The organism is Streptomyces sp. NPDC004788 (assembly GCF_053601115.1).
In genome coordinates this window covers 14,093-34,259 of the sequence record NZ_JBSGBF010000005.1, presented here as the reverse complement: position 1 = coordinate 34,259, position 20,167 = coordinate 14,093, and the positions used below count along the sequence as shown (strand labels likewise).

The 20,167-nt window shown below is 72.3% G+C and carries 21 protein-coding genes; 8 read left to right on the top strand and 13 right to left on the bottom strand.

All coding sequences use genetic code 11. The features are described 5' to 3' along the window. The first annotated feature begins 4 nt into the window (after positions 1 to 4). On the top strand, positions 5 to 1,168 hold the full coding sequence (locus ACWEJX_RS04270; protein ID WP_451606006.1) for a protein kinase domain-containing protein: 1,164 nt from the start codon (positions 5 to 7) through the stop codon (positions 1,166 to 1,168). 133 nt (positions 1,169 to 1,301) lie between these two features. On the opposite strand, the gene ACWEJX_RS04265 is transcribed toward ACWEJX_RS04270, so the two are convergent. Continuing rightward, positions 1,302 to 1,583, bottom strand: a complete 282-nt coding sequence (locus ACWEJX_RS04265) for a hypothetical protein (RefSeq protein WP_451606005.1) — start codon at positions 1,581 to 1,583, stop codon at positions 1,302 to 1,304. Positions 1,584 to 1,674: 91 nt separating this feature from the next. Continuing rightward, positions 1,675 to 2,694, bottom strand: a complete 1,020-nt coding sequence (locus ACWEJX_RS04260; RefSeq protein ID WP_451606004.1) for a YdcF family protein — start codon at positions 2,692 to 2,694, stop codon at positions 1,675 to 1,677. Between the two features lie 73 nt (positions 2,695 to 2,767). On the opposite strand from ACWEJX_RS04260, the gene ACWEJX_RS04255 reads away from it, so the two are divergent. Next, positions 2,768 to 3,088, top strand: a complete 321-nt coding sequence (locus ACWEJX_RS04255; protein WP_451606003.1) for a DUF6191 domain-containing protein — start codon at positions 2,768 to 2,770, stop codon at positions 3,086 to 3,088. On the opposite strand, the gene ACWEJX_RS04250 is transcribed toward ACWEJX_RS04255, so the two are convergent. Beyond that, positions 3,039 to 3,896 (bottom strand): class I SAM-dependent methyltransferase, encoded by an 858-nt coding sequence (locus ACWEJX_RS04250; protein WP_451606002.1) that lies wholly within the window; start codon positions 3,894 to 3,896, stop codon positions 3,039 to 3,041. The two genes, ACWEJX_RS04255 and ACWEJX_RS04250, sit on opposite strands and share 50 nt — an antisense overlap. A 70-nt stretch (positions 3,897 to 3,966) precedes the next feature. Between ACWEJX_RS04250 and ACWEJX_RS04245 the strand changes: the two genes are divergently transcribed. Both ACWEJX_RS04245 and ACWEJX_RS04240 read left to right on the top strand, forming a co-directional pair. Beyond that, positions 3,967 to 5,955 (top strand): prolyl oligopeptidase family serine peptidase, encoded by a 1,989-nt coding sequence (locus tag ACWEJX_RS04245; protein WP_451606001.1) that lies wholly within the window; start codon positions 3,967 to 3,969, stop codon positions 5,953 to 5,955. 23 nt (positions 5,956 to 5,978) lie between these two features. Then, positions 5,979 to 6,719 carry an SURF1 family protein gene (locus ACWEJX_RS04240; RefSeq protein ID WP_451606000.1) on the top strand — a complete coding sequence of 247 codons (741 nt, stop codon included), beginning with the start codon at positions 5,979 to 5,981 and terminating at the stop codon, positions 6,717 to 6,719. Positions 6,720 to 6,744: 25 nt separating this feature from the next. Here ACWEJX_RS04240 and ACWEJX_RS04235 read toward each other — a convergent pair whose 3' ends face one another. The 4 genes from ACWEJX_RS04235 to ACWEJX_RS04220 form a co-directional block, all read right to left on the bottom strand. Further along, positions 6,745 to 7,803 (bottom strand): hypothetical protein, encoded by a 1,059-nt coding sequence (locus tag ACWEJX_RS04235; RefSeq protein ID WP_451605999.1) that lies wholly within the window; start codon positions 7,801 to 7,803, stop codon positions 6,745 to 6,747. A 59-nt stretch (positions 7,804 to 7,862) separates the two neighbouring features. Then, positions 7,863 to 8,645 carry a SigE family RNA polymerase sigma factor gene (locus ACWEJX_RS04230; protein ID WP_451605998.1) on the bottom strand — a complete coding sequence of 261 codons (783 nt, stop codon included), beginning with the start codon at positions 8,643 to 8,645 and terminating at the stop codon, positions 7,863 to 7,865. A gap of 265 nt (positions 8,646 to 8,910) precedes the next feature. Continuing rightward, on the bottom strand, positions 8,911 to 9,969 hold the full coding sequence (locus tag ACWEJX_RS04225; RefSeq protein WP_451605997.1) for an aspartate-semialdehyde dehydrogenase: 1,059 nt from the start codon (positions 9,967 to 9,969) through the stop codon (positions 8,911 to 8,913). Between the two features lie 19 nt (positions 9,970 to 9,988). Further along, a complete protein-coding gene (locus ACWEJX_RS04220; RefSeq protein WP_451605996.1) occupies positions 9,989 to 11,260 on the bottom strand; it encodes an aspartate kinase in 1,272 nt (423 codons plus the stop codon). A 291-nt stretch (positions 11,261 to 11,551) separates the two neighbouring features. On the opposite strand from ACWEJX_RS04220, the gene ACWEJX_RS04215 reads away from it, so the two are divergent. The 3 genes from ACWEJX_RS04215 to ACWEJX_RS04205 are packed head-to-tail and all read left to right on the top strand — an operon-like array spanning position 11,552 to position 14,093. After that, positions 11,552 to 12,442, top strand: a complete 891-nt coding sequence (locus ACWEJX_RS04215; protein ID WP_451605995.1) for an ABC transporter substrate-binding protein — start codon at positions 11,552 to 11,554, stop codon at positions 12,440 to 12,442. A 44-nt stretch (positions 12,443 to 12,486) separates the two neighbouring features. Beyond that, a complete protein-coding gene (locus tag ACWEJX_RS04210) occupies positions 12,487 to 13,332 on the top strand; it encodes an amino acid ABC transporter permease (RefSeq protein WP_451606117.1) in 846 nt (281 codons plus the stop codon). Next, positions 13,329 to 14,093: an amino acid ABC transporter ATP-binding protein gene (locus ACWEJX_RS04205; protein WP_451605994.1), complete on the top strand. Its 765-nt coding sequence runs from the start codon at positions 13,329 to 13,331 to the stop codon at positions 14,091 to 14,093. Before ACWEJX_RS04210 ends, ACWEJX_RS04205 begins: the two co-directional genes overlap by 4 nt. Before the next feature lie 90 nt (positions 14,094 to 14,183). Here the strand turns inward: ACWEJX_RS04205 and ACWEJX_RS04200 are convergent, their stop codons facing one another. From ACWEJX_RS04200 to ACWEJX_RS04190, 3 genes are all read right to left on the bottom strand, one after another. After that, positions 14,184 to 14,837, bottom strand: coding sequence for a DUF5063 domain-containing protein (locus ACWEJX_RS04200; RefSeq protein WP_451605993.1), 654 nt, complete (start codon positions 14,835 to 14,837; stop codon positions 14,184 to 14,186). Between the two features lie 50 nt (positions 14,838 to 14,887). Next, the gene (recR, locus tag ACWEJX_RS04195) at positions 14,888 to 15,487 is read right to left on the bottom strand and encodes a recombination mediator RecR (RefSeq protein ID WP_265865201.1); all 600 of its coding nucleotides are present in this window, start codon (positions 15,485 to 15,487) and stop codon (positions 14,888 to 14,890) included. Positions 15,488 to 15,688: 201 nt separating this feature from the next. Then, the gene (locus ACWEJX_RS04190) at positions 15,689 to 16,030 is read right to left on the bottom strand and encodes a YbaB/EbfC family nucleoid-associated protein (RefSeq protein ID WP_403793926.1); all 342 of its coding nucleotides are present in this window, start codon (positions 16,028 to 16,030) and stop codon (positions 15,689 to 15,691) included. Between the two features lie 261 nt (positions 16,031 to 16,291). Here ACWEJX_RS04190 and ACWEJX_RS04185 point away from each other — a divergent pair, with 261 nt between their 5' ends. Beyond that, positions 16,292 to 17,128, top strand: coding sequence for an SLATT domain-containing protein (locus ACWEJX_RS04185; RefSeq protein WP_451606116.1), 837 nt, complete (start codon positions 16,292 to 16,294; stop codon positions 17,126 to 17,128). A gap of 33 nt (positions 17,129 to 17,161) precedes the next feature. Here the strand turns inward: ACWEJX_RS04185 and ACWEJX_RS04180 are convergent, their stop codons facing one another. The 3 genes from ACWEJX_RS04180 to ACWEJX_RS04170 form a co-directional block, all read right to left on the bottom strand. Continuing rightward, entirely contained in the window at positions 17,162 to 17,815 is a 654-nt protein-coding gene (locus tag ACWEJX_RS04180) for a hypothetical protein (protein WP_451605992.1), read from the bottom strand. Positions 17,816 to 17,925: 110 nt separating this feature from the next. Beyond that, positions 17,926 to 18,702, bottom strand: coding sequence for a GntR family transcriptional regulator (locus ACWEJX_RS04175; RefSeq protein ID WP_451605991.1), 777 nt, complete (start codon positions 18,700 to 18,702; stop codon positions 17,926 to 17,928). Between the two features lie 94 nt (positions 18,703 to 18,796). Continuing rightward, on the bottom strand, positions 18,797 to 20,158 hold the full coding sequence (locus tag ACWEJX_RS04170) for an aminotransferase class III-fold pyridoxal phosphate-dependent enzyme (RefSeq protein ID WP_451605990.1): 1,362 nt from the start codon (positions 20,156 to 20,158) through the stop codon (positions 18,797 to 18,799). Positions 20,159 to 20,167: the final 9 nt, after the last annotated feature.

Sequence of the window (20,167 nt, the reverse complement as noted above, 5' to 3'; positions counted from 1 at the left end):
TCAGGTGCTGGTCGCGGACCGATATCGGCTCCAGGTGTGCGTCGGACGTGGCGGCATGGGCGAGGTCTGGCGGGCGACCGACGAGGTGCTCGGGCGCGACGTGGCCGTGAAGCTGATGCTGGGTCACGAGCACGACCCGTCGGCGGCCGACCGGTTCCGGCTGGAGGCGCAGACCGCGGCACGGCTGAGCCACCCGCACGTCGTCGGCGTCTTCGACTTCGGCACCTGGGACGGAAAGCTGTACCTCGTCATGGAGTTGGTCGACGGCGACAGCCTCGCCGGCGACCGGAACCACTCGACGGTGTACTCCGCCGAGCAGGTCGCGACCGTCGCCGCGCACGCGGCGGCGGGCCTCGCGGCGGCGCACCGGCAGGGTGTGGTGCACCGTGACATCAAGCCCGGCAACCTGCTCATGGACTCCCACGGCACCGTCAAGCTGGCCGACTTCGGCATCGCGCGCTTCGTCGACGATCCGTCGGCCGCGCTCACCACGACCGGCCAGATCGTCGGCACGGGGCTCTATCTGGCGCCGGAGCGGGCCCTGGGGCAGCCTGCCTCGCCCGCCTCGGACGTCTACTCGCTCGGCTGCGTGCTCTACCAACTGCTCACCGGCCAGCCGCCGTTCCGTGCCGACACCGCGACCGCGCTGCTCTACCAGCACATCGACACCGCTCCGGCGCCGCCGCGGCAGTTCGGCGTGCCGATACCGGTTGCCTTCGAGGACTTCCTGCTCACACTGCTCGCCAAGCAGCCGGAGCAGCGGCCGCCGGCCCAGGCCATCGCCGACTGGTTCGCCTCCGGCTCGTGGCGCGACCAGCCGCAGCCGCTGCCGCAGGCCGTACCCGTGCCGCATTCCCAGCCGGCGCCGCGAACCCAGCCCGCGCCGCATTCCCAGCCCTTGCAGCGTCCCCAGCCCGTGCCGAACCCCGCACAGCATTCGGCACCGCGGTCCGCACCGCACTCCGCACCGCACTCGGCACCGCACTCCGCGCCTCCGAGACCGGCCCCCGGCCCCTCCTCGCCCGGACCCCGTTCGCGGCGCGCGGCCGCGCCCGCCGAGAACCCGATCGCGGCCATCTCACGGCGTCGCCCGCGCCGTACCGCGGCCGTCGCCGGGGCCGTCGCCTTCGTCGTCTTCCTGCTGATCGGGATGGCCTGGCTCAGCTGACCGGGCGGAGAAGATCCATCAGGAATCAGTGGCGGGAACAGTGCCTGGATTAGTGCCGGGATCGGTACTGGGATAGGTGCCGGGATCGGTACTGGGATAGGTGCCGGGATCGGTACTGGGATAGGTGCCGGGATCAGTAGATACGCGGGGCCATCACATGCGGCTCCTGCTCCTCCGGCCCGAGCAGCAGGCAGCGCGGCACACCCGGGCCCGGGGTCGCCCGCACGGTGACCGGCGTCGGAGGCTCGGTCGGCAGCTCGATGTGGAGCGTCACCGGACGGTCGTGTTCGGTCGTCGCGTGGCCCGTCTCCTTGCCGTCGACCAGGATCTCGACGACCGGCCGGTGCCCGGTCTGGACGGTGGCGCTCACCGAGTGGCCCCGGTACTCGATATGGAAGTGGTGCCGAGCTCTCATGACGTCGCCTCCGCCCGTATCGGCCTCCTCCAGCGTAGGACGGCCCACGCCATCCGACCTGCGGTAGTACTCCCTGCCGGTCGGGACCGGGTCAGGAAGTGGCGGCGAGGGCCAGGGCGCCCATGAGCATCAGCGCCCCGCAGATCCCCAGGTTGACCGCCTTGTACTGGAGGAACACGGCGGCGAACTCGCGGATCGTGGCGCTCGGCCAGAAGTACGCGGCGGTGGGCGAGCCCACCACCTGGCCCTTCACGCCCGTCTTCCGGGCGAGCAGCGCGGCCCGGAAGGCGTGGAAGTTGTTGGTGACGATCACGCACTCGGCCCCGGGCCGCTCCGCCTCCATCAGCTCGCGGCTGAACAGCATGTTCTCCTCGGTCGTGCGCGAGCGGTCCTCGCGCACGACCCGGTCCGCCGGGAAGCCGCGCTCGACGAGGTAGTCGGCCATCGCGTGCGACTCGGGGAGCTGCTCGTCGGGCCCCTGGCCGCCGGAGGTGATGAGCACCGGCGGGCGGTCCACCTCACGGAGCTCGGCGAGCTTCTCGTACACCTGCCGGCCCCGATCCAGGCGGCTCGCGAGCAGCGGCGGCACCCGGCTCCCGCCTATCAGGCCGGAGCCGAGCACGACGACGTAGTCGGCGTCGCGGCGGATGCCCATCCGGCCGTAGAGGAAGGCGTAGCCGATGAAGCAGAGGAAGAGGAAGGAGACATAGCCGAGGACGAGCAGGAGCGTGCCGACGACCACGCCGAGCCGCACCGAGCGGGTCACGAACGCGACCGCCATCAGCACCATCACGCCGAACATGCCGAGCCCGGCGAGCAGCGCCAGCAGGTTCGCGGGGCGTCTGCCCTCCTTGCGGACCATCTTCACGCCGTTCGCGCACAGCAGTCCGGCCAGCACGACCGGGCCGAGCGCCAGCACGAGCAGCACGACGACCATCACCGTCTCGCCGACGCCGGGTGGGGCGTCGTCGATGCCGGCGAGCAGGCCGAGGCCGAGGAAGGTGACGGCCAGACCGAGATACACGGCGTTGCTGAAGCGGCGCCGGTCGCGCAGCACACCGGCCCCGAAGAGCAGGAGGAACACTGCTGCTACGACGAAGGCGAACTCCATTCCGCAATCGTAGACATGGCCTCTGACAGGCCGACGGAATCCTCCGTTTCCGGGCCCCGGGCACAATGGCGGCATGGGATTCGCCGTGTTCGTGACGCTGCCCGGGCTCGTCATCCTGCTGACGCTGCTCGCGTTCGGCGATCAGATCCTGCGCGCCACCGGCCGCGGGAAGCGGACCGGCCAGGTCTCCGCGACCGGCTTCGAGCAGCTGCACGCCACCTTCTCGCCGGGCAAGCAGAACGAGCTGAAGGAGCGGCAGAGCTCCCTCGTGCTGCGTGACGACGAGGAGGACGGCGCCCCGCCGCACCGCTCCACGGTGGATCTGGCGGGCGGGCGCGCCGTGATCAGGCTGACGCCGTCCACCGGGCCGGCTGCCGGGCCTTCGACGCCTTGATGGAGTACATCAGCGGGATCCGCGGCCGGTCGGCCGGGAAGCGGTAGTAGCCGTCGTCCTGCCGCTCGAGCGAGGCGAAGCGCGGGTACAGCGTCACGTCGTGCTCGTGCAGGAACTCGATGCGCAGCCCCGCCTTGGCGAGGGCCGTGACCACCTCGCCGACCGGGTGCACCCATTCCACGCTGCGGTTCTGGATGGTGGCGGCGTCCAGGTCGGCGTAGGTGCCGGACGAGGTGTCCACCCACGGCTCGCGCACGAAGTAGTCGTTGACCAGCCGCGTGGCGGTCTCGTCGTCGAAGGAGTCGGTGATGGGGTGGAACTCGGCGACGTAGAGGAAGCCGCCGGGCGCGACGAGCGAGGCGGCCGTCTCGGCCCAGCGGTCAAGGTCGGGCAGCCAGTTCAGCGCTCCGCCGCCGGTGTAGACGATGTCGTACGCGGAGTCCGGCACCGCCGTGGCGGCGTCGTACGCGTCGGCGGCGACGAACGCGGCCCGCTCGGGCGTCAGTCCGAGGTCGGCGGCGAGCGAGCGCGCGGTCTCGACGGCCGGCTCGGAGAAGTCGAGGCCGACGACGCGCGCGGCACCGTGGCGGGCCCAGGACAGGGTGTCCAGGCCGATGTGGCACTGGAGGTGGAGCAGCGAGCGGCCGGTGACGTCGCCGACCTCCGCGAGCTCGAAGTCGCGCAGCGCGTCCTTGCCGGCCCGGAAGTCGTCGAGGCCGTAGAAGTCGCTGGCGACGTGGATCGGCACCCGCTCGTCCCAGCGTGCGCGGTTGGCCTCGTGCCAGTCGTCGGGGGTCGGTGCGTACATGCCCGCGAGGTTATCCACAGGTTGGGGGCGAGGCGAACGATTTGTCGGCGGCGCGGAGCATCATGGCTCCATGACCGAGAGCACTGACCAGAGCACTGAACCGAGCACCGAACCGAGCAGGCCTACGGACTTCGCCGGCGCCCCGGCCTGGGAGCAGCGGTTCCGCGCGCCGCGGGTCTCGCTGCCCGAGTGGGCGGAGGAGGCCCCGGACCGCTCGCTGTTCGTGTCGAACGCGACGGGGACGTTCGAGCTGTACGCGTGGGACCGGGCGACGGGCGCGCAGCGCCAGGTGACCGACCGGCCGAACGGGACGACGGACGGCACGCTCAGCCCGGACGGCCGGTGGATCTGGTGGTTCGCGGACACCGACGGCGACGAGTTCGGCGTGTGGATGCGCCAGCCCTTCGAGGGGGGCGCGGACGAGCCCGCGGTGCCCGGGCTCGACGCCTCCTACCCGGCCGGCCTGGCCCTCGGCCGGGAGGGCACGGTCGTGGTGGGCCGCTCCACGGACGAGGACGGCTCGACCGTGCACCTGCTGCGGCCGGGCGCGACCGAGCCGGTGGAGATCTACCGGCACCGTGAGTCGGCCGGGGTCGGCGACCTGTCGTACGACGGCTCCCTGATCGCGATCGAGCACACCGAGCACGGGGACGCGATGCACTCGGCGATCCGTGTGCTGCGCGCCGACGCCGCAGCGGATGCCGCCGCCGATGCGTCGTCCGGCTCCTCCGGGCACGGATCCTCCGTGCCCGGCTCCTCCGCGTCCGCCTCCTCCGCGCCCGTCTCCTCGGCGTCCGGCTCCTCGGCCGTGGTGGCCGAGCTGGACGACACCAAGGGCGGTACGGAGGAGCTGGGCCTGACCGTCCTCGGCTTCGCACCGGTGGCCGGCGACACCCGGCTGCTCGTCGGGCACCAGCGGCGCGGCCGCTGGGAGCCGATGCTGTGGGACGTGGCCACGGGCACCGAGACCGACCTGCGGCTCGACCTGCCGGGCGACGTGTCGGCGGAGTGGTTCCCGGACGGCTCGGGCCTGCTGATCGTGCACGGCTTCGAGGCCCGCAGCGAGCTGTGGCGGTACGACATCGCGACCGGCGCCCTGGTCCGGGTGGAGACCCCGGCGGGCACGGTGTCGAGTGCGACGGCCCGCCCGGACGGCACCGTGGAGTACCTGTGGTCCTCGGCGGCCCAGCCGCCGGTGGTGCGCTCCACGGACGGCTCGGTCGTCCTCGACCCGCCCGGCCCGAAGGCGCCGCCGTCGCTGCCGGTGGAGGACGTGTGGGTGGACGGTCCCGGCGGCCGGGTGCACGCCCTGGTGCAGCGCCCGGCGCAGGGCGAGGGGCCGTTCCCGACGATCTTCGAGGTGCACGGCGGCCCCACCTGGCACGACAGCGACGCCTTCGCCTCCGGCCCGGCGGCCTGGCTCGACCACGGCTACGCGGTGGTGCGGGTCAACTACCGCGGCTCGACCGGCTACGGCCGGGAGTGGACGGACGCGCTGAAGCACCGGGTCGGTCTGATCGAGCTGGAGGACATCGCGGCGGTCCGCGAGTGGGCGGTGGCCAGCGGCCTCGCCGACCCGGCGAAGCTGATCCTGGCCGGCGGCTCCTGGGGCGGCTACCTCACCCTGCTCGGCCTCGGCACCCAGCCGGACGCCTGGGCGCTGGGCCTGGCCGCGGTGCCCGTCGCCGACTACGTGACGGCGTACGAGGACGAGATGGAGGCCCTCAAGGCACTCGACCGCACGCTGCTCGGCGGCTCGCCCGAGGAGGTCCCGGAGCGGTTCGCGGCCTCGTCGCCGCTGACGTACGTGGACGCGGTCCGGGCCCCGGTGCACATCACGGCCGGCGTCAACGACCCGCGCTGCCCGATCCGCCAGATCGACAACTACGTGGACCGGCTCGCCGCCCGGGGCGCGGTGCACGAGGTGTACCGGTACGACGCGGGGCACGGCTCGCTGGTCGTGGACGAGCGGATCAAGCAGGTGGCGCTCGATCTCGCCTTCGCGGCCCGGCACCTGGGGACGCCCGGGCCTTCCGGACCCCGGAAGGAGGTGGGCTGAGCCGCCCCCCGTACCGTGGGGGTGTGTACCGGTTCCTGAGAACGCCCCGCTGGTGGGGGATCAACGTCTTCGTCCTCCTCGCCATCCCGTTCTGCGTGTTCATGGGGACCTGGCAGCTGGGCAGGTTCGAGGACCGTGTCGCCTCCCACGAGGAGGCCGAGCGGCGCCCCGACCCGGCGACGCAGAAGGCCGAGGCGCTGGACGCGCTGCTGCCCGTGGACAAGGAGACCTCGGGTCGCATCGCGCGGGCCGACGGGCGGTACGGGGAGCAGTTCCTGGTCCCTGACCGGGAACTGGACGGCCGCACCGGCTCGTACGTCCTCACGCTCCTGAAGACGGACGACGGCAAGGCGCTGCCGGTGGTCCGCGGCTGGCTGCCCGCGGGCGCCACGGCGCCGGCCCCGCCGGCCGGCCCGGTCACCGTCACCGGCGCGCTCCAGGCCTCGGAAGGCCCGGGAACCAAGGGCGTCCGCACGACGGGCGGGCTGCCCGCCGGGCAGCTCGGCCTGATCAGCGCCGCGTCGCTGGTGAACGTGGTGCCGGACGACGTCTACGACGCCTGGATCACGCTCACCGACTCCCCCGCCGGGCTCAAGCCCGTGCCGGCGGCCGCCGCCGCGGGCACGAGCCTGGACATGAAGGCGTTCCAGAACCTCGGCTACACGGCCGAGTGGTTCGTCTTCGCGGGCTTCGTGGTCTTCATGTGGTTCCGCCTCGTCCGCCGCGAGGTGGAGACCCAGCGGGACGCGGCCCTCGGGCTCTGAACCGGCGCCGCCGGTCCCGGGCGCCTCAGGAGGCGTCCAGGACCCCGGTCCGGTAGATCGTGCCCGCGCAGGCGTTGGGGATGGTCGTCTCGGCCACCGGGCCGCCCGGGTCCGCCGTGTGCGTCACGGCGATGCTGCCGTCGGCCGTGGCGCCGTCCGTCGTCTGGGTGTCGGGCGTGTTGGCCGACGGCTCGGCGCCCGAACCGCCGGTGGTGGTGCCGCCGGTGGTCGAGCCGCCGCTCGTCGGGTCGGTCGGGGTCGGCGTCGGGGTGGTGCCGGTGGTCGGGCAGGTCTCGCTGGGCACCCAGGCGAACTTCACCTCGTACGCGTTGTCCGGGGTGAGCAGCAGCTGCGGCGACTCCTGGGCGGGGTCGGGCAGTCCGCCGGCCGCGTCGCCCGCGGTGTGTTCCACCACCGCGATCTTCGTCCGGTCGGCCGCACCGTGCGCCTCGAAGGTGATCTTCCCGGCGCCGCCGACCAGGCAGTCGCGCGGCGAGACGTTGGCGATGCGGAAGGTGCCGTAGACCTTCCCGGACTCGTCCGGCGCGCCGGCCTGGGCCGAGACGACGCCGAGCTGGCCGGCCAGACAGGCCGGCGGGGCGTCCGGGGCGACGGACGGCGTGGGCTTGGCGCCGCTGCCGACGCCCGTGCCGGGCGCCGTGGCGGCGGGCGGCCTGCCCGTGGTGCCCTCGGCGCCGCCCTGACCGGTCGCGGTGGCCCCGGGGGACGGGGCGGCGGTCTTCTGGCCGCCCTCGATGCCGGTCTCGGTTCCGGTGCCGCCCTGGGCCTGCTCGCCGTGCCCGGCGTTGACGGCCTTGTCGGTGCTGATGCCGTCCGACGAGGCGACGTGCACGAGGGCCGGCACGGCCGTGCCGACGAGGACGATCGCCGCGGCCATGCCGACCACGGCCTGCCGCTTGCGGGCCCGGCGTGCGGGCACGGCCCGGCGCAGGTGGTCGAGCGCGTCCGTGGACGGCTCGATCCCGGACACCGCCCCCTGGAACAGCCGCCGCAACGCGAGCTCGTCGAGGGAGCCGTCCGTGGCCCCGGACCCGACCGCCCCGTCCTCCGGCGCTTCGTTCACCAAACCGAATCCACTCAGGTCGTCCCGGTCACCGTCGCGCCCATCATGCCGCCCGCCGCTCATGACGTGGCCTCCATGGCGACGCGCAGGGCCGCGATGCCGCGGGAGCCGTACGCCTTCACCGAGCCGAGCGATATGCCGAGGGTCTCGGCGACCTGGGCCTCCGTCATGTCCGCGAAGTAGCGCAGCACCAGGACCTCGCGCTGGCGTCGCTGGAGCCCGCGCATGGCCTTGATCAGCGCGTCGCGCTCCAGCTGGTCGTACGCGCCCTCCTCCGCGCTCGCCATGTCCGGCATGGGCTTCGAGAGCAGCTTGAGGCCGAGGATGCGACGGCGCAGCGCGGAGCGGGAGAGGTTGACGACGGTCTGGCGCAGGTAGGCCAGGGTCTTCTCGGGGTCGCGGACCCGGTTGCGGGCCGAGTGGACCCGGATGAACGCCTCCTGCACGACGTCCTCGCAGGAGGCGGTGTCGTCGAGGAGCAGCGCGGCGAGACCGAGCAGCGACCGGTAGTGGGCGCGGTAGGTCTCGGTGAGGTGGTCGACGGTGGTGCCGGCAGCCATCGCGTCGTCAGCGCCCCCGCGGGGCGCCGGAATACCGCTCACGGTCGACGGCGGGGTGCCCTGGGCGGCACTCTGACCGGCGCTGCCGGTGCTCTGACCGGCGGTCTGACCGGCGGTCTGACCCGGGGTCTGATCGCCGGGACGGGTGGGCCGCAGGGGGCGGGGTTTGAGGGGCACGGGCGCGATCACCGGCATGCCGCCGACCGGGCGCGGCCGCCTGAGCGGTCGCACCCCGGTGCCGTGCAGCGGGATGACCGCCGCGATGTCGAGTACCTCTGCCACGCCTGTTGGACACGCTTCCCCCCGTCAGGGTTGTACGCGTACGCCACCGTTTTTGACGGTGCGTCGTTTGCCCTCATGCGTACCCGTTCTCCCCGATGCCCCGCTCTCGGCGTGCTTCGCGTCACATGGCTGGTCCTGGGTGCACGCGAAGACGCTCCCGCCCGACCGCTGGTTGCAGCGGGGAGGGAACAGCATCGTCGTCCAGGACATCTGACCTGATCAAGAGGCCGCCGACGCCGAATTGCTCACAAGGCGTTCACAGATCCTACAAAGTTGAGATCGTCCCCACGATCGACTCCGCGATCTGGACGGCGTTGAGCGCGGCACCCTTGCGCAGGTTGTCCGCGCACACGAAGAGGTCCAGGGCCCGGGTGTCGTCCGGCGAGCGCCGCACCCGGCCGACCCAGCTGGGGTCGGTGCCCACGACGTCGGCGGGCGTCGGGAAGTCGCCGGCGCCGGGATCGTCGTACAGCACCACACCGGGAGAGGTGGCGAGGATCTCGTGCGCGCGGGCGACGGTGACGGGCTTCTCGAAGCGGGCGTGCACGGAGACGGAGTGCCCGGCCACCACCGGGACCCGGACGCAGGTCGCGGCGACCCGCAGCCCGGGCAGGTCGAGGACCTTGCGGGCCTCCTCGCGGACGGCCAGCTCCTCGGTGGACCAGCCGTCGGCGGCGAGCTCGCCCGACCAGGGCAGCACGTTGAGGGCGAGCGGTCCGGAGAAGGGGCCGGTGGCGTCGCCGACCGCCCGGCGCACGTCGCCGGGGTGCGTGCCCAGCTCGCTGCCGGTGACGACGGCCAGCTGGTGGCGCAGCGCGGCGGTGCCCGCCCGGCCGGCGCCGCTCGCGGCCTGCTGCACGGTGACGACGAGCTCGGCGAGCCCGTACTCGGCGTGCAGGGCGCCCACGGCGACGATCAGCGCCAGGGTGGAGCAGCCGGGGCTCGCGACGATGCCGCGCGGCCGCATCCGTACGGCGCGCGCGTTGATCTCGGGGACCACGAGCGGCACGTCGGGGTCGGCCCGGAACGCCGCGGAGGTGTCCACGACCACCGTGCCCTTGGCGGCGGCGATCGGCGCCCAGCGCGCCGCGACGGCGTCGGGCACGAGGAAGAGGGCGACGTCGACGCCCTCCAGGTTCTCCTCGCTCAGCACGAGGACCTCGCTCGCCTCCTCCCGCACGGCCAGCCTGCGGCCGGCCGAACGGGCGGAGGCGAGGAGTCGGATCTCGCCCCAGACGTCCGCGTGGTGCGTGAGCATCCGGAGCAGCACGGCGCCGACGGCCCCGGTCGCTCCCACGACCGCGAGCGTCGGCTTGCCGCTCATCGGAGGATCCGTACCGTGATCAGCGGCCGGTGCCGCCGTAGACCACGGCCTCGTCGGAGTCGCTGTCCAGACCGAAGGCGGTGTGGACGGCGCGGACGGCCTCGTTGACGTCGTCGGCGCGGGTGACGACCGAGATGCGGATCTCGGAGGTGGAGATCAGCTCGATGTTGACGCCCGCGTCCGACAGCGCCTTGAAGAAGTCCGCGGTGACGCCCGGGTTCGTCTTCATGCCGGCGCCGACCAGGGAGATCTTGCCGATCTGGTCGTCGTAGCGGAGCGAGTCGAAGCCGATCGTGGTCTTCGTCTTCTCCAGGGCGTCGATGGCCTTGCGGCCCTCGGACTTGGGGAGGGTGAAGGAGATGTCCGTGAGCCCGGTGGAGGCGGCGGACACGTTCTGCACGATCATGTCGATGTTGATCTCGGCGTCGGCGACGGCACGGAAGATGGCCGCGGCCTCGCCCGGCTTGTCCGGCACGCCGACGACCGTGATCTTGGCCTCGGAGGTGTCGTGCGCGACACCGGAGATGATGGCCTGCTCCACCTTCAGATCCCCTGTCGGTTCGTTGCTGACCCACGTGCCCTGCAGCCCCGAGAAGGAGGAGCGGACGTGGATCGGGATGTTGTAGCGGCGTGCGTACTCGACGCACCGGTGCAGCAGCACCTTGGAGCCGGAGGCGGCGAGCTCCAGCATGTCCTCGAAGGAGATCCAGTCGATCTTCTTCGCCTTCTTCACCACGCGCGGGTCGGCGGTGAAGACGCCGTCGACGTCCGTGTAGATCTCGCAGACCTCGGCGTCGAGCGCGGCGGCCAGGGCGACGGCGGTCGTGTCGGAGCCGCCGCGGCCCAGCGTGGTGATGTCCTTCTTGTCCGCGGACACGCCCTGGAAACCGGCGACGATGGCGATGTTGCCCTCGTCGAGCGCGGTGCGGATGCGGCCCGGCGTGACATCGATGATGCGCGCTTTGTTGTGGACCGAGTCGGTGATGACACCCGCCTGGCTGCCGGTGAACGACTGGGCCTCGTGGCCCAGGTTTTTGATCGCCATGGCCAGCAGGGCCATGGAGATCCGCTCTCCGGCGGTCAGCAGCATGTCGAACTCACGGCCGGCCGGCATCGGGGATACCTGCTCGGCGAGATCGATCAGCTCGTCCGTCGTGTCGCCCATCGCGGAGACCACGACGACCACCTGGTGGCCGTTCTTCTTGGCTTCCACGATTCGCTTGGCGACGCGCTTGATGCCTTCGGCATCGGCAACGGAGGAGCCTCCGTACTTCTGCACGACAAGGCCCACGTGCGCTCCTCGCTCAGTCGTTGCCGCAGCTTCTCACTGCGGTCGGCTCAGTCTAACGAGCAGCGGAAAAACGCCACGGTGATATCGAATGATGAGATTTGCTGCTCACGGAGTGATCACCGGTGATCACTCGGGGCCTGCGGGCCCCGTCGTGAGGTGCCACAGAGAAGCCGCGGGAGGCCGCAGGGAGGCCGCGGAGAGGCCGCAACACCGCCGTCACAAACGTTTCGGCATACGAGACCACACGCGCGTGACCTGGACAGATGCCCGGCCGAGTGCCACTCTCCCGCCATGCGCCCACGTCACACCGCCACGCTCGCCACGGCCTCCGTCCTCGTCGCCCTCGCCGCGTCCGCGTGCGCGCCCCAGCCCGAGGCCCACCAGGATCAGGCGGCCGGCGGCAAGCCCGCCCAGAGCGGCGCGCCCGCCTCCTGCGCGAAGGACGCGCTCGCCACGAAGGCGAAGGGCAAGCTGACGGTCGGCACCGACACGCCCGCCTACGCGCCCTGGTTCCAGGACGACGACCCGGCCAACGGCAAGGGTTACGAGTCCGCCGTCGCCTACGCGGTCGGGCAGAAGCTCGGCTTCGCGAAGGGTGACGTGGTCTGGCAGAAGGTCGCGTTCAACAACGCCTTCGCGCCTGGCGAGAAGAGCTTCGACTTCGACGTCAACCAGGTGTCGATCAACGAGGACCGCCGCAAGGCCGTGGACCTGTCCTCCGGCTACTACGACGTCCGCCAGGCCGTCATCGCGCTCAAGAGCTCCAAGGCCGCGAAGGCGACCACCCTCGCCGACCTCAAGGGCGCCAAGCTCGGCGCACAGGTCGGCACCACCAGCCTCGACGTGATCAACCAGCAGATCAAGCCGGAGCAGCAGCCCGCCGTCTTCCAGAAGAACGACCTCGCCAAGGCCGCGCTCAAGAACGGCCAGGTCGACGCGATCGTCGTGGACCTGCCGACCGCGTTCTACATCACCGGCGCCGAGGTCCCCGAGGCGAAGGTCGTCGGCCAGTTCGAGACCACCGGTGGCGCCAAGGAGCAGTTCGGCCTGGTCCTCGACAAGGGCTCCGCGCTGACCTCCTGCGTCTCCCAGGCCGTGGACGCGCTGCGCAAGGACGGCACGCTCGCCGCGATCGAGAAGCAGTGGCTGTCCGAGGCGGCCGGCGCGCCGGTGCTGAAGTGACCGTCACGAAGGAGGACTCGCCCCAGGAGGACACCCCGGGCGAGATGTACAGGCCGTCGCAGCGCCGGATCGAGCGCGAGCGCTACAAGCGCTCCCGCACCCGCCGCGCGACGGCCGTCGCCGCCCTGAGCACCGCCGTCACCCTGGCGGTGCTCTATTTCGGCATCACCGGTTCCCCCGGCTGGCCGCGCGTGAAGGAGACCTTCTTCAGCGCGGAGTACGCCCGCCAGGCCCTCCCCCAGGTCATCGACGGTCTCTGGCTCAACCTCGGCCTGCTCGCCGTCTGCGGGCCCGCCGCCCTCGTCCTCGGCCTGCTGATCGCCCTCGCCCGCACCGTCCGCGGCCCGGCGTTCTTCCCGCTCCGCGCCCTGGCCACCGCGTACGTGGACTTCTTCCGCGGCCTGCCGCTGGTCATCTGCCTGCTGGCCATCATCTTCGGCGTGCCCGCGCTGCGCCTCCAGGGCGTGCCGGCCGACCCGGTCGTCCTCGGCGGTGCGGCGATCGTCCTCACGTACTCGGCGTACACGGCCGAGGTCTTCCGGGCGGGCATCGAGAGCGTCCATCCCAGCCAGCGCGCCGCCGCCCGCTCGCTCGGTCTGTCGAGCGCGCAGACCGTGCGGTACGTGGTGCTGCCGCAGGCCGTACGCCGGGTCGTGCCGCCGCTGCTCAACGACCTGGTCTCGCTCCAGAAGGACACCGGCCTGGTCTCCATCGGCGGTGCGGTCGACGCCGTGTACGCGGCGCAGATCCTGGCGGGCAAGACCTTCAACTTCACGCCGTACACCGTCGCCGCCCTGGTCTTCGTCGCGCTCACGATCCCGATGACCCGGTTCACGGACTGGGTCACGGCACGGATGAACCGCCGCCAGTCGCAGGGAGGCACGGTATGACGCAGACGCCCGTCCTCCGCCTGGAGTCGGTCCGCAAGACGTACGGCCACGGCGCCGCCCGGACCGTCGTCCTGCGCGATGTCGACCTCGCCGTACCGCAGCACTCGGTCACCGTCCTCATCGGCGCCTCCGGCTCCGGGAAGTCGACCCTCCTCAAGTGCGCCAACCTGCTGGAGGAGATCGACGACGGCGCGATCTTCCTGGACGGCGAGGACATCACCGACCCGCGCGCCGACGCCGACGCCGTGCGGCGCCGCATCGGCGTGGTCTTCCAGGCGTACAACCTCTTCCCGCACATGAGCGTGCTCGACAACATCACGCTCGCCCCGCGCCGCGTCCACAAGGCTGAGCGCCGGGCCGCCGAGGAGCGGGCGCGCGAGCTGCTCGACCGGCTCGGGCTCGGCGCCAAGGCGGGCGAGTACCCGGACCGGCTCAGCGGCGGTCAGCAGCAGCGCGTGGCGATCGCCCGCGCGCTCGCGAACCGGCCGCGGCTGCTGCTGCTCGACGAGGTGACGGCGGCGCTCGACCCGGAGCTGGTCGGCGAGGTCCTGAACGTCGTGCGGGACCTCAAGGAGGAGGGCATGACGATGGTCATCGCCACCCACGAGATGGGCTTCGCCCGCGAGGTCGCCGACCAGGTCTGCTTCCTGGAGAACGGGGTCGTCCTGGAGCGCGGCACGTCGGCCGAGGTCTTCGGCGCGCCGACGCACGACCGCACGCGCCGGTTCCTGAGCCGGATCGTCGAGGCGGGCCGCCTGTAGGACGCACGCGGGCGGCCCGGACGCCGACCGCCCGCGCGTACCCGGCACGCCTGCTCGTACGCGTACCCGTACGCGTATCCCGTACGTCCGTCAGCCCCCGTGGCGGCCGAAGCCGCCCAGCTCCTCCGCCATCACGCGGCCCGCCTCCTCCGCGAGGGCGTCCTCCGTCAGGTCCTCGTCCGTGTCGAGGCCCGCCAGGTCGGCGAGGGGCTGGTCGAGCCGGACGTGCGCCACCAGGGACTGGAGGGCGCGCAGGGTGGCGGAGGCGGTGGGGCCCCAGTTCGAGAAGTACGAGAACTGCCACCACCACAGCGCCTCGCTGGTCCGGCCCGCCCGGTAGTGGGCGAGGCCGTGCCGCAGGTCGGTGACGATGTCGGCGAGGTTGTCGGAGATCCGGGCCGGTACGGGCGCCTTGCGCGGCTCGTACGGGTCGAAGACCTCGGAGAACACGTCCACCGGCTCCAGCATGACCGCGAACCGCTCGCGCAGGTCGTCCACGTCCACGTCCGGCCCCGCGTCCGGCTCGTACTGCTCGTCCGGGACGATGTCCGCGTGCGCGCCGAGCCGCCCGCCGGCGAGCAGCAGCTGCGAGACCTCCAGGAGCAGGAAGGGCACCGCGCTGTCCGGCTCGTCGCCCTTGGCGACCTCCGTCGTGGCGACGATGAAGCTCTCGATCGAGTCCGCGACCTGCACCGCGAAGTCGTCCGGGTCCTGGGTGATGGAGTGCAGCGTGGCGTCAGACATCGAGGAGCCTCTCTGAGAGTGCGGCGTCGTGCGCACGGACTCGGTCGTCGTCATACATCTAGCAGTCGCCGCCCCTCGAAGGCACGCCCCAGGGTGACCTCGTCGGCGTACTCCAGGTCGCCGCCGACCGGCAGACCGCTCGCGAGCCGCGTCACCTTCAGACCCATGGGCTTGATCATCCGCGCCAGGTACGTCGCGGTGGCCTCGCCCTCCAGGTTCGGGTCGGTGGCCAGGATCAGCTCGGTGACCGTGCCGTCCGCGAGCCGCGCCAGCAGCTCGCGGATCCGCAGGTCGTCCGGGCCGACGCCCTCGATCGGGCTGATCGCGCCGCCGAGCACGTGGTAGCGGCCGCGGAACTCGCGGGTCCGCTCGATCGCCACGACGTCCTTCGGCTCCTCGACCACGCAGATCACGGTCTGGTCGCGGCGCGGGTCACGGCAGATGTTGCACTGCTCCTGCTGCGCGACGTTTCCGCAGACCGCGCAGAACCGGACCTTCTCCTTCACTTCCAGAAGCGCCTGGGCGAGCCGCCGCACATCGGTCGGCTCGGCCTGCAGGATGTGGAAGGCGATCCGCTGGGCGCTCTTGGGACCGACGCCGGGCAGCCTGCCCAGTTCGTCGATGAGGTCCTGAACCACGCCTTCGTACAATGCCGGCGCCCTTCTCGGAAGTGCTTGATTCTTACGGTAGTGGCTGGAATCCGGCCACAGAAGATGTACGGGTCGAAGACCCGGAGGGATGGCGGAGCCGGGCCTCGGAAACCAGGCCGGGCCGGTCTCGGACCGAGCCGGGGCCGGGCCTCGGAGACCAGGCCGGGGCCGGGGCTCAGCAGCCCGGGCCGGGGACCGGTCTCAGAAGCCCAGGCCCGGCAGGCCGCCGCCGCCCAGGCCCTGCGCCAGCGGGCCCAGCTTCTGCTGCTGGAGCTGCTGCGCGTTGTCGTTGGCGGCCTTGACGGCGGCCACGATCAGGTCGGCCAGGGTCTCGGTGTCCTCCGGGTCGACCGCCTTCGGGTCGATCACAAGGCCGCGCAGCTCGCCCGAGCCGGTCACGGTGGCCTTGACCAGGCCGCCGCCCGCCTGCCCGTCGACCTCGGTCGCCGCGAGCTCCGCCTGGGCGCGGGCGAGGTCCTGCTGCATCTTCTGGGCCTGCTGGAGGAGCTGCTGCATGTTGGGCTGGCCACCACCGGGGATCACGGTCACTCCTCAGGTTTCGGAACTTGGTGAAAACGAGCCTACGTGGTCGTCGACCCCCACGCCGACGCAACTCTTTCGAGTGAGAAACTGCGGGCTCCTCTACCTGATCAACACCCTCTTGCGGGCGGAAATCCCGGGATTCCGGGCCCACAGCCCACCATTCGGCGGTAGGAAGGGCAGGCACCACGTGCACCGCACGTCACAGAAGGACACGAGCGCTGAGCTGAACAGAGGAGTCCCCCGGTGAGCCAGCAGCCGGACATGCAGCCGCAGCCGGGGAACCCCGAAGGCCCGGGCAACTCCGGCGAGCCCGCAGGCCCGGCCGCGCACCGCGACCGGGCCGGAGACCGGATCGGAGACAGGAGCGGAGACAGGGGCGGAGCCGGGCGCAGAGGCCGGAACGGCGACCGGTTCGGCGACCGAGCCCCGGACCTGACCGGGGCGCCCTTCCCGCTGGGCGACTGGGGCGAGCCCGCCGAGCGCCTCGACGAGCTCTACCGCTGGGTGGAGTCGAACGCGCTGCGCACCGCCGAGTGGTACCTCTCCGACCGCGTCTGGAAGCGGCGCTGCGCCCGCCTCCTGCGCGTCGGCACGGCCCTCGGCGCGATCGCGGGCGCCGCGCTGCCGCTGCTCGATCTGGCCCGGGTCGCCGACGGCCTGGCCGGCTGGGGCTATCTCTCGCTGCTCCTCGGCGCCGCCTGCCTCGCCTGCGACCGGTACTTCGGCATCACGTCGGGCTGGATAAGGAACGTGGCCACCGCGCAGGCCGTGCAGCGCCGGCTCCAGGCGCTCCAGTTCGACTGGGCCTCGGAGAGCGTGCGCGAGGTGCTCGGCCCGACGGAGGGCACGGCCAGCGAGGCCGCCGAGCGCTGTCTGGGCATCCTGCGCCGCTTCTCGGAGGACGTGACGGAGCTGGTACGGGCGGAGACCACGGACTGGATGGTCGAGTTCCGCTCCGGCCCGGCGCCGCTGGCCCTGCAGGCCGTCGGCACGCCCCCGGGCGCCCGCCCCGAGGGCGGCCACCCCTCGGGCCGCTTCCCGCTGCCGCCGGGCACCCGGCCCAACATGCCGCGCCAGCGCCCGCCGGAGCCGCGCTGAGCGCCGTACGCCACCGCCCTCCGAGGGCCCGTACTAGCTGAGGATGATCATCGAGCCCTGTGCCAGGCTGCGGGTCGCCGCCGCGTGCAGCCCCAGCCAGACGTGCCGCTCCCGGGCGAAGGGGCTGTCGTCCTGGTACGGGGCCGGGGCGGCGGGCTCCTCCAGGCTGGTGGGCCGGTCCGGGGGCGCGGGCGCGGCCGGCGGGTTCGCCGGGTCGATGCCGATCGAAGGCGCGACGAACTCCAGCTCCCGCAGGAGCCCGTGCGAGGAGCCGAGCGGACCCCCGCCCTCCAGGAGCTCGTCGTTGGAGAGCGGTACGGGGAAGTCGACCGGCACGTAGGCGCCGGCGTGGTCGTAGTGCCACACCAGGTGCGACTGCTGGGCGGTCGCCTCGAACATCTCCAGGAGCTGCTCGTAGTCCCCGCCGAGCTCGCCGACCGGTTCGACGGGCAGCCCGCACATCTGCAGCAGATAGGCGCGGCGCAGGAAGTGCAGGGCCTCGTAGTCGAAGCCCGCGACCGGGGCGACGTCGCCGGTCAGCCCCGGCATGTAGGCGTAGACGGGCACGGTGGGCAGGCCGGCCTCGGTCAGGGCCTGGTCGAAGGTGGCTATCTCTTCGGCGAAGGGGTTGTCGGCGCTGTGGCACAGCACGTCGACGAGGGGGACCAGCCACAGGTCACAGGCCAAGGGAGGCTCGCTCTCCGTCAGTTGCAGGGGTGGCCAGGTTAGTGGGGCCGCGCGGCCCCGCCTACCCGCTGGGTGCCTGCCCGCCCGGGCCGCCCGTCAACCCGTACGTCTCAACCCGTACGCCGGGAGCGCGCTTCCAGCCGGTCCGCCCACTCCAGCGACCGCGCGTTGTAGTCCCGTACGACCGCCACCGCGCCGTCCGCGTCACCGCGCGTGATCGCGTCGACCAGCTCGACGTGGCCGCTCCACAGCCAGCCGACCAGATCGCGGTCGGAGCGCAGGTACGGGACCGAGAAGACCCACGCCTGGACGCGCAGCCGGTGCAGGAAGTCGGCGATGTAGTCGTTGGCGGCGACGAGCCGGCCCAGCTCGCGCCAATAGCGGATGTCGTAGCCGATGAGGACGTCCAGGTCCCCGGCCCGGGCGGCGCGGGCGGCGGCCTCGCCCCGGCGGCGTATGGAGACGAGGGTGACGCCGTAGGTGAGGTCGGGCTCGGAGGAGGGCGCGGCGGCGTCGGCGGGCGGCTCGGGGGAGGGCGCGGCGGGCGGCTCGGAGGAGGGCGCGGCGGGCGGCTCGGGGGAGGGCGTCTTCCGGCGGAAGATGCCGTCCACGACGAGCATGCGGGCCTCGACCATGCCCCGGTAGTCGTCGACCGAGAACTCGTGCACCCGGAAGCCGCGGTGCTGGTCGGAGTCGAGCAGCCCCTGCGCGCAGAGGTCGACGAGGGCCTCGCGCACGGGCGTCGCGGAGACGCCGTACTGCTCGGCGATCTGCTTGACCGTGAACTCCTCGCCCGGCTGGAGACGCCCAGCGAGGACTTCGTCACGCAGCGCGTCCGCGATCTGCTGTCGCAGGGTGTTGCGGGTGACAGCTCCGCTCGCGGGCATGTGATCGGCCCCCTCCGTCCGGTCCGTCCGGTTCCGGGACACCCTAGTCCAGGGTGGGGAGGGGGCCGATCACGGTGGTGTCACTCCCTTGAGGTCACACCGTGTGCTCGTCGGCGACGCTCAGCGCCGCGTCCAGGGCGGCCAGGCCCTCCTTGGCCTCCGCCTCGCTGACGTTGCAGGCGGGGACGGCGTGGGTGCGGTTCATGTTGATGAACGGCCACAGGCCGTTCTTCTTCGCCGCGGCGCCGAAGGCGGCCATCGGCGCGTTGGCCTCGCCGGCCGCGTTGTACGGGACGAGCGGCTCGCGCGTCTCCTTGTTCTTGACCAGGTCGAGCGCCCAGAAGACGCCCATGCCGCGGACCTCGCCGACCGACGGGTGGCGCTCCGCCAGCTCGCGCAGGCCGGGGCCGAGGACCGTCTCGCCGATGTGGGCGGCGTGCTCGACGACCTTCTCCTCCGCCATCACGTTGATGGTGGCGACGGCGGCGGCGCAGGCCAGCGGGTGCCCGGAGTAGGTCAGACCGCCGGGGTACGGGCGGGTGTCGAAGGTCGCGGCGATCTCCGCGCTGATGGCGACGCCGCCCAGCGGCACGTACCCGGAGTTCACGCCCTTGGCGAAGGTCATCAGGTCGGGCACGACGTCGAAGTGCTCGGAGGCGAACCACTTGCCGGTGCGGCCGAAGCCCGCCATCACCTCGTCGAGGATGAAGACGATCCCGTACTTGTCGCAGATCTCGCGCACGCCGTTCAGGTAGCCGGGCGGCGGGGTCATGATGCCGGCCGTGCCCGGCACGGTCTCCAGGATGATCGCGGCGACGGTCGCCGGGCCCTCGAAGGCGATGGTGTCCTCGAGGTGCTGGAGCGCGCGCTGGCACTCCTCCGCCTCGGTGGTGGCGTAGAACGGCGAGCGGTAGAGGAACGGCGCCCAGAAGTGGACCACGCCGGCCGAGGCCGTGTCGGAGGCCCAGCGGCGCGGGTCACCGGTCAGGTTGATCGCGGTGGAGGTGGCGCCGTGGTACGAGCGGTAGGCCGAGAGCACCTTCGTACGGCCGGTGTGCAGCCGGGCCATGCGGACGGCGTTCTCGACGGCCTCGGCGCCGCCGTTGGTGAAGAAGATCTTGTCCAGGTCGCCCGGCGTGCGCTCGGCGATGAGGCGAGCGGCCTCCGAGCGCACGTCCACGGCGAAGGCGGGCGCGAAGGTCGCGAGCTTCCCGGCCTGCTCCTGGATCGCGGCGACGACCTTGGGGTGCTGGTAGCCGATGTTGGTGTAGACGAGGCCGCTGGTGAAGTCGAGGTAGCGGTTGCCGTCGTAGTCCCAGAAGTACGAACCCTCGGCGCCGGCGACGGCGAGCGGGTCGATCAGGCCCTGGGCGGACCAGGAGTGGAACACGTGCGCGCGGTCGGCGGCCTTGACGGCAGCACCGGCCTGGGGGTCGGGTTCGACATGAGGGGTCATGGGTCGAAG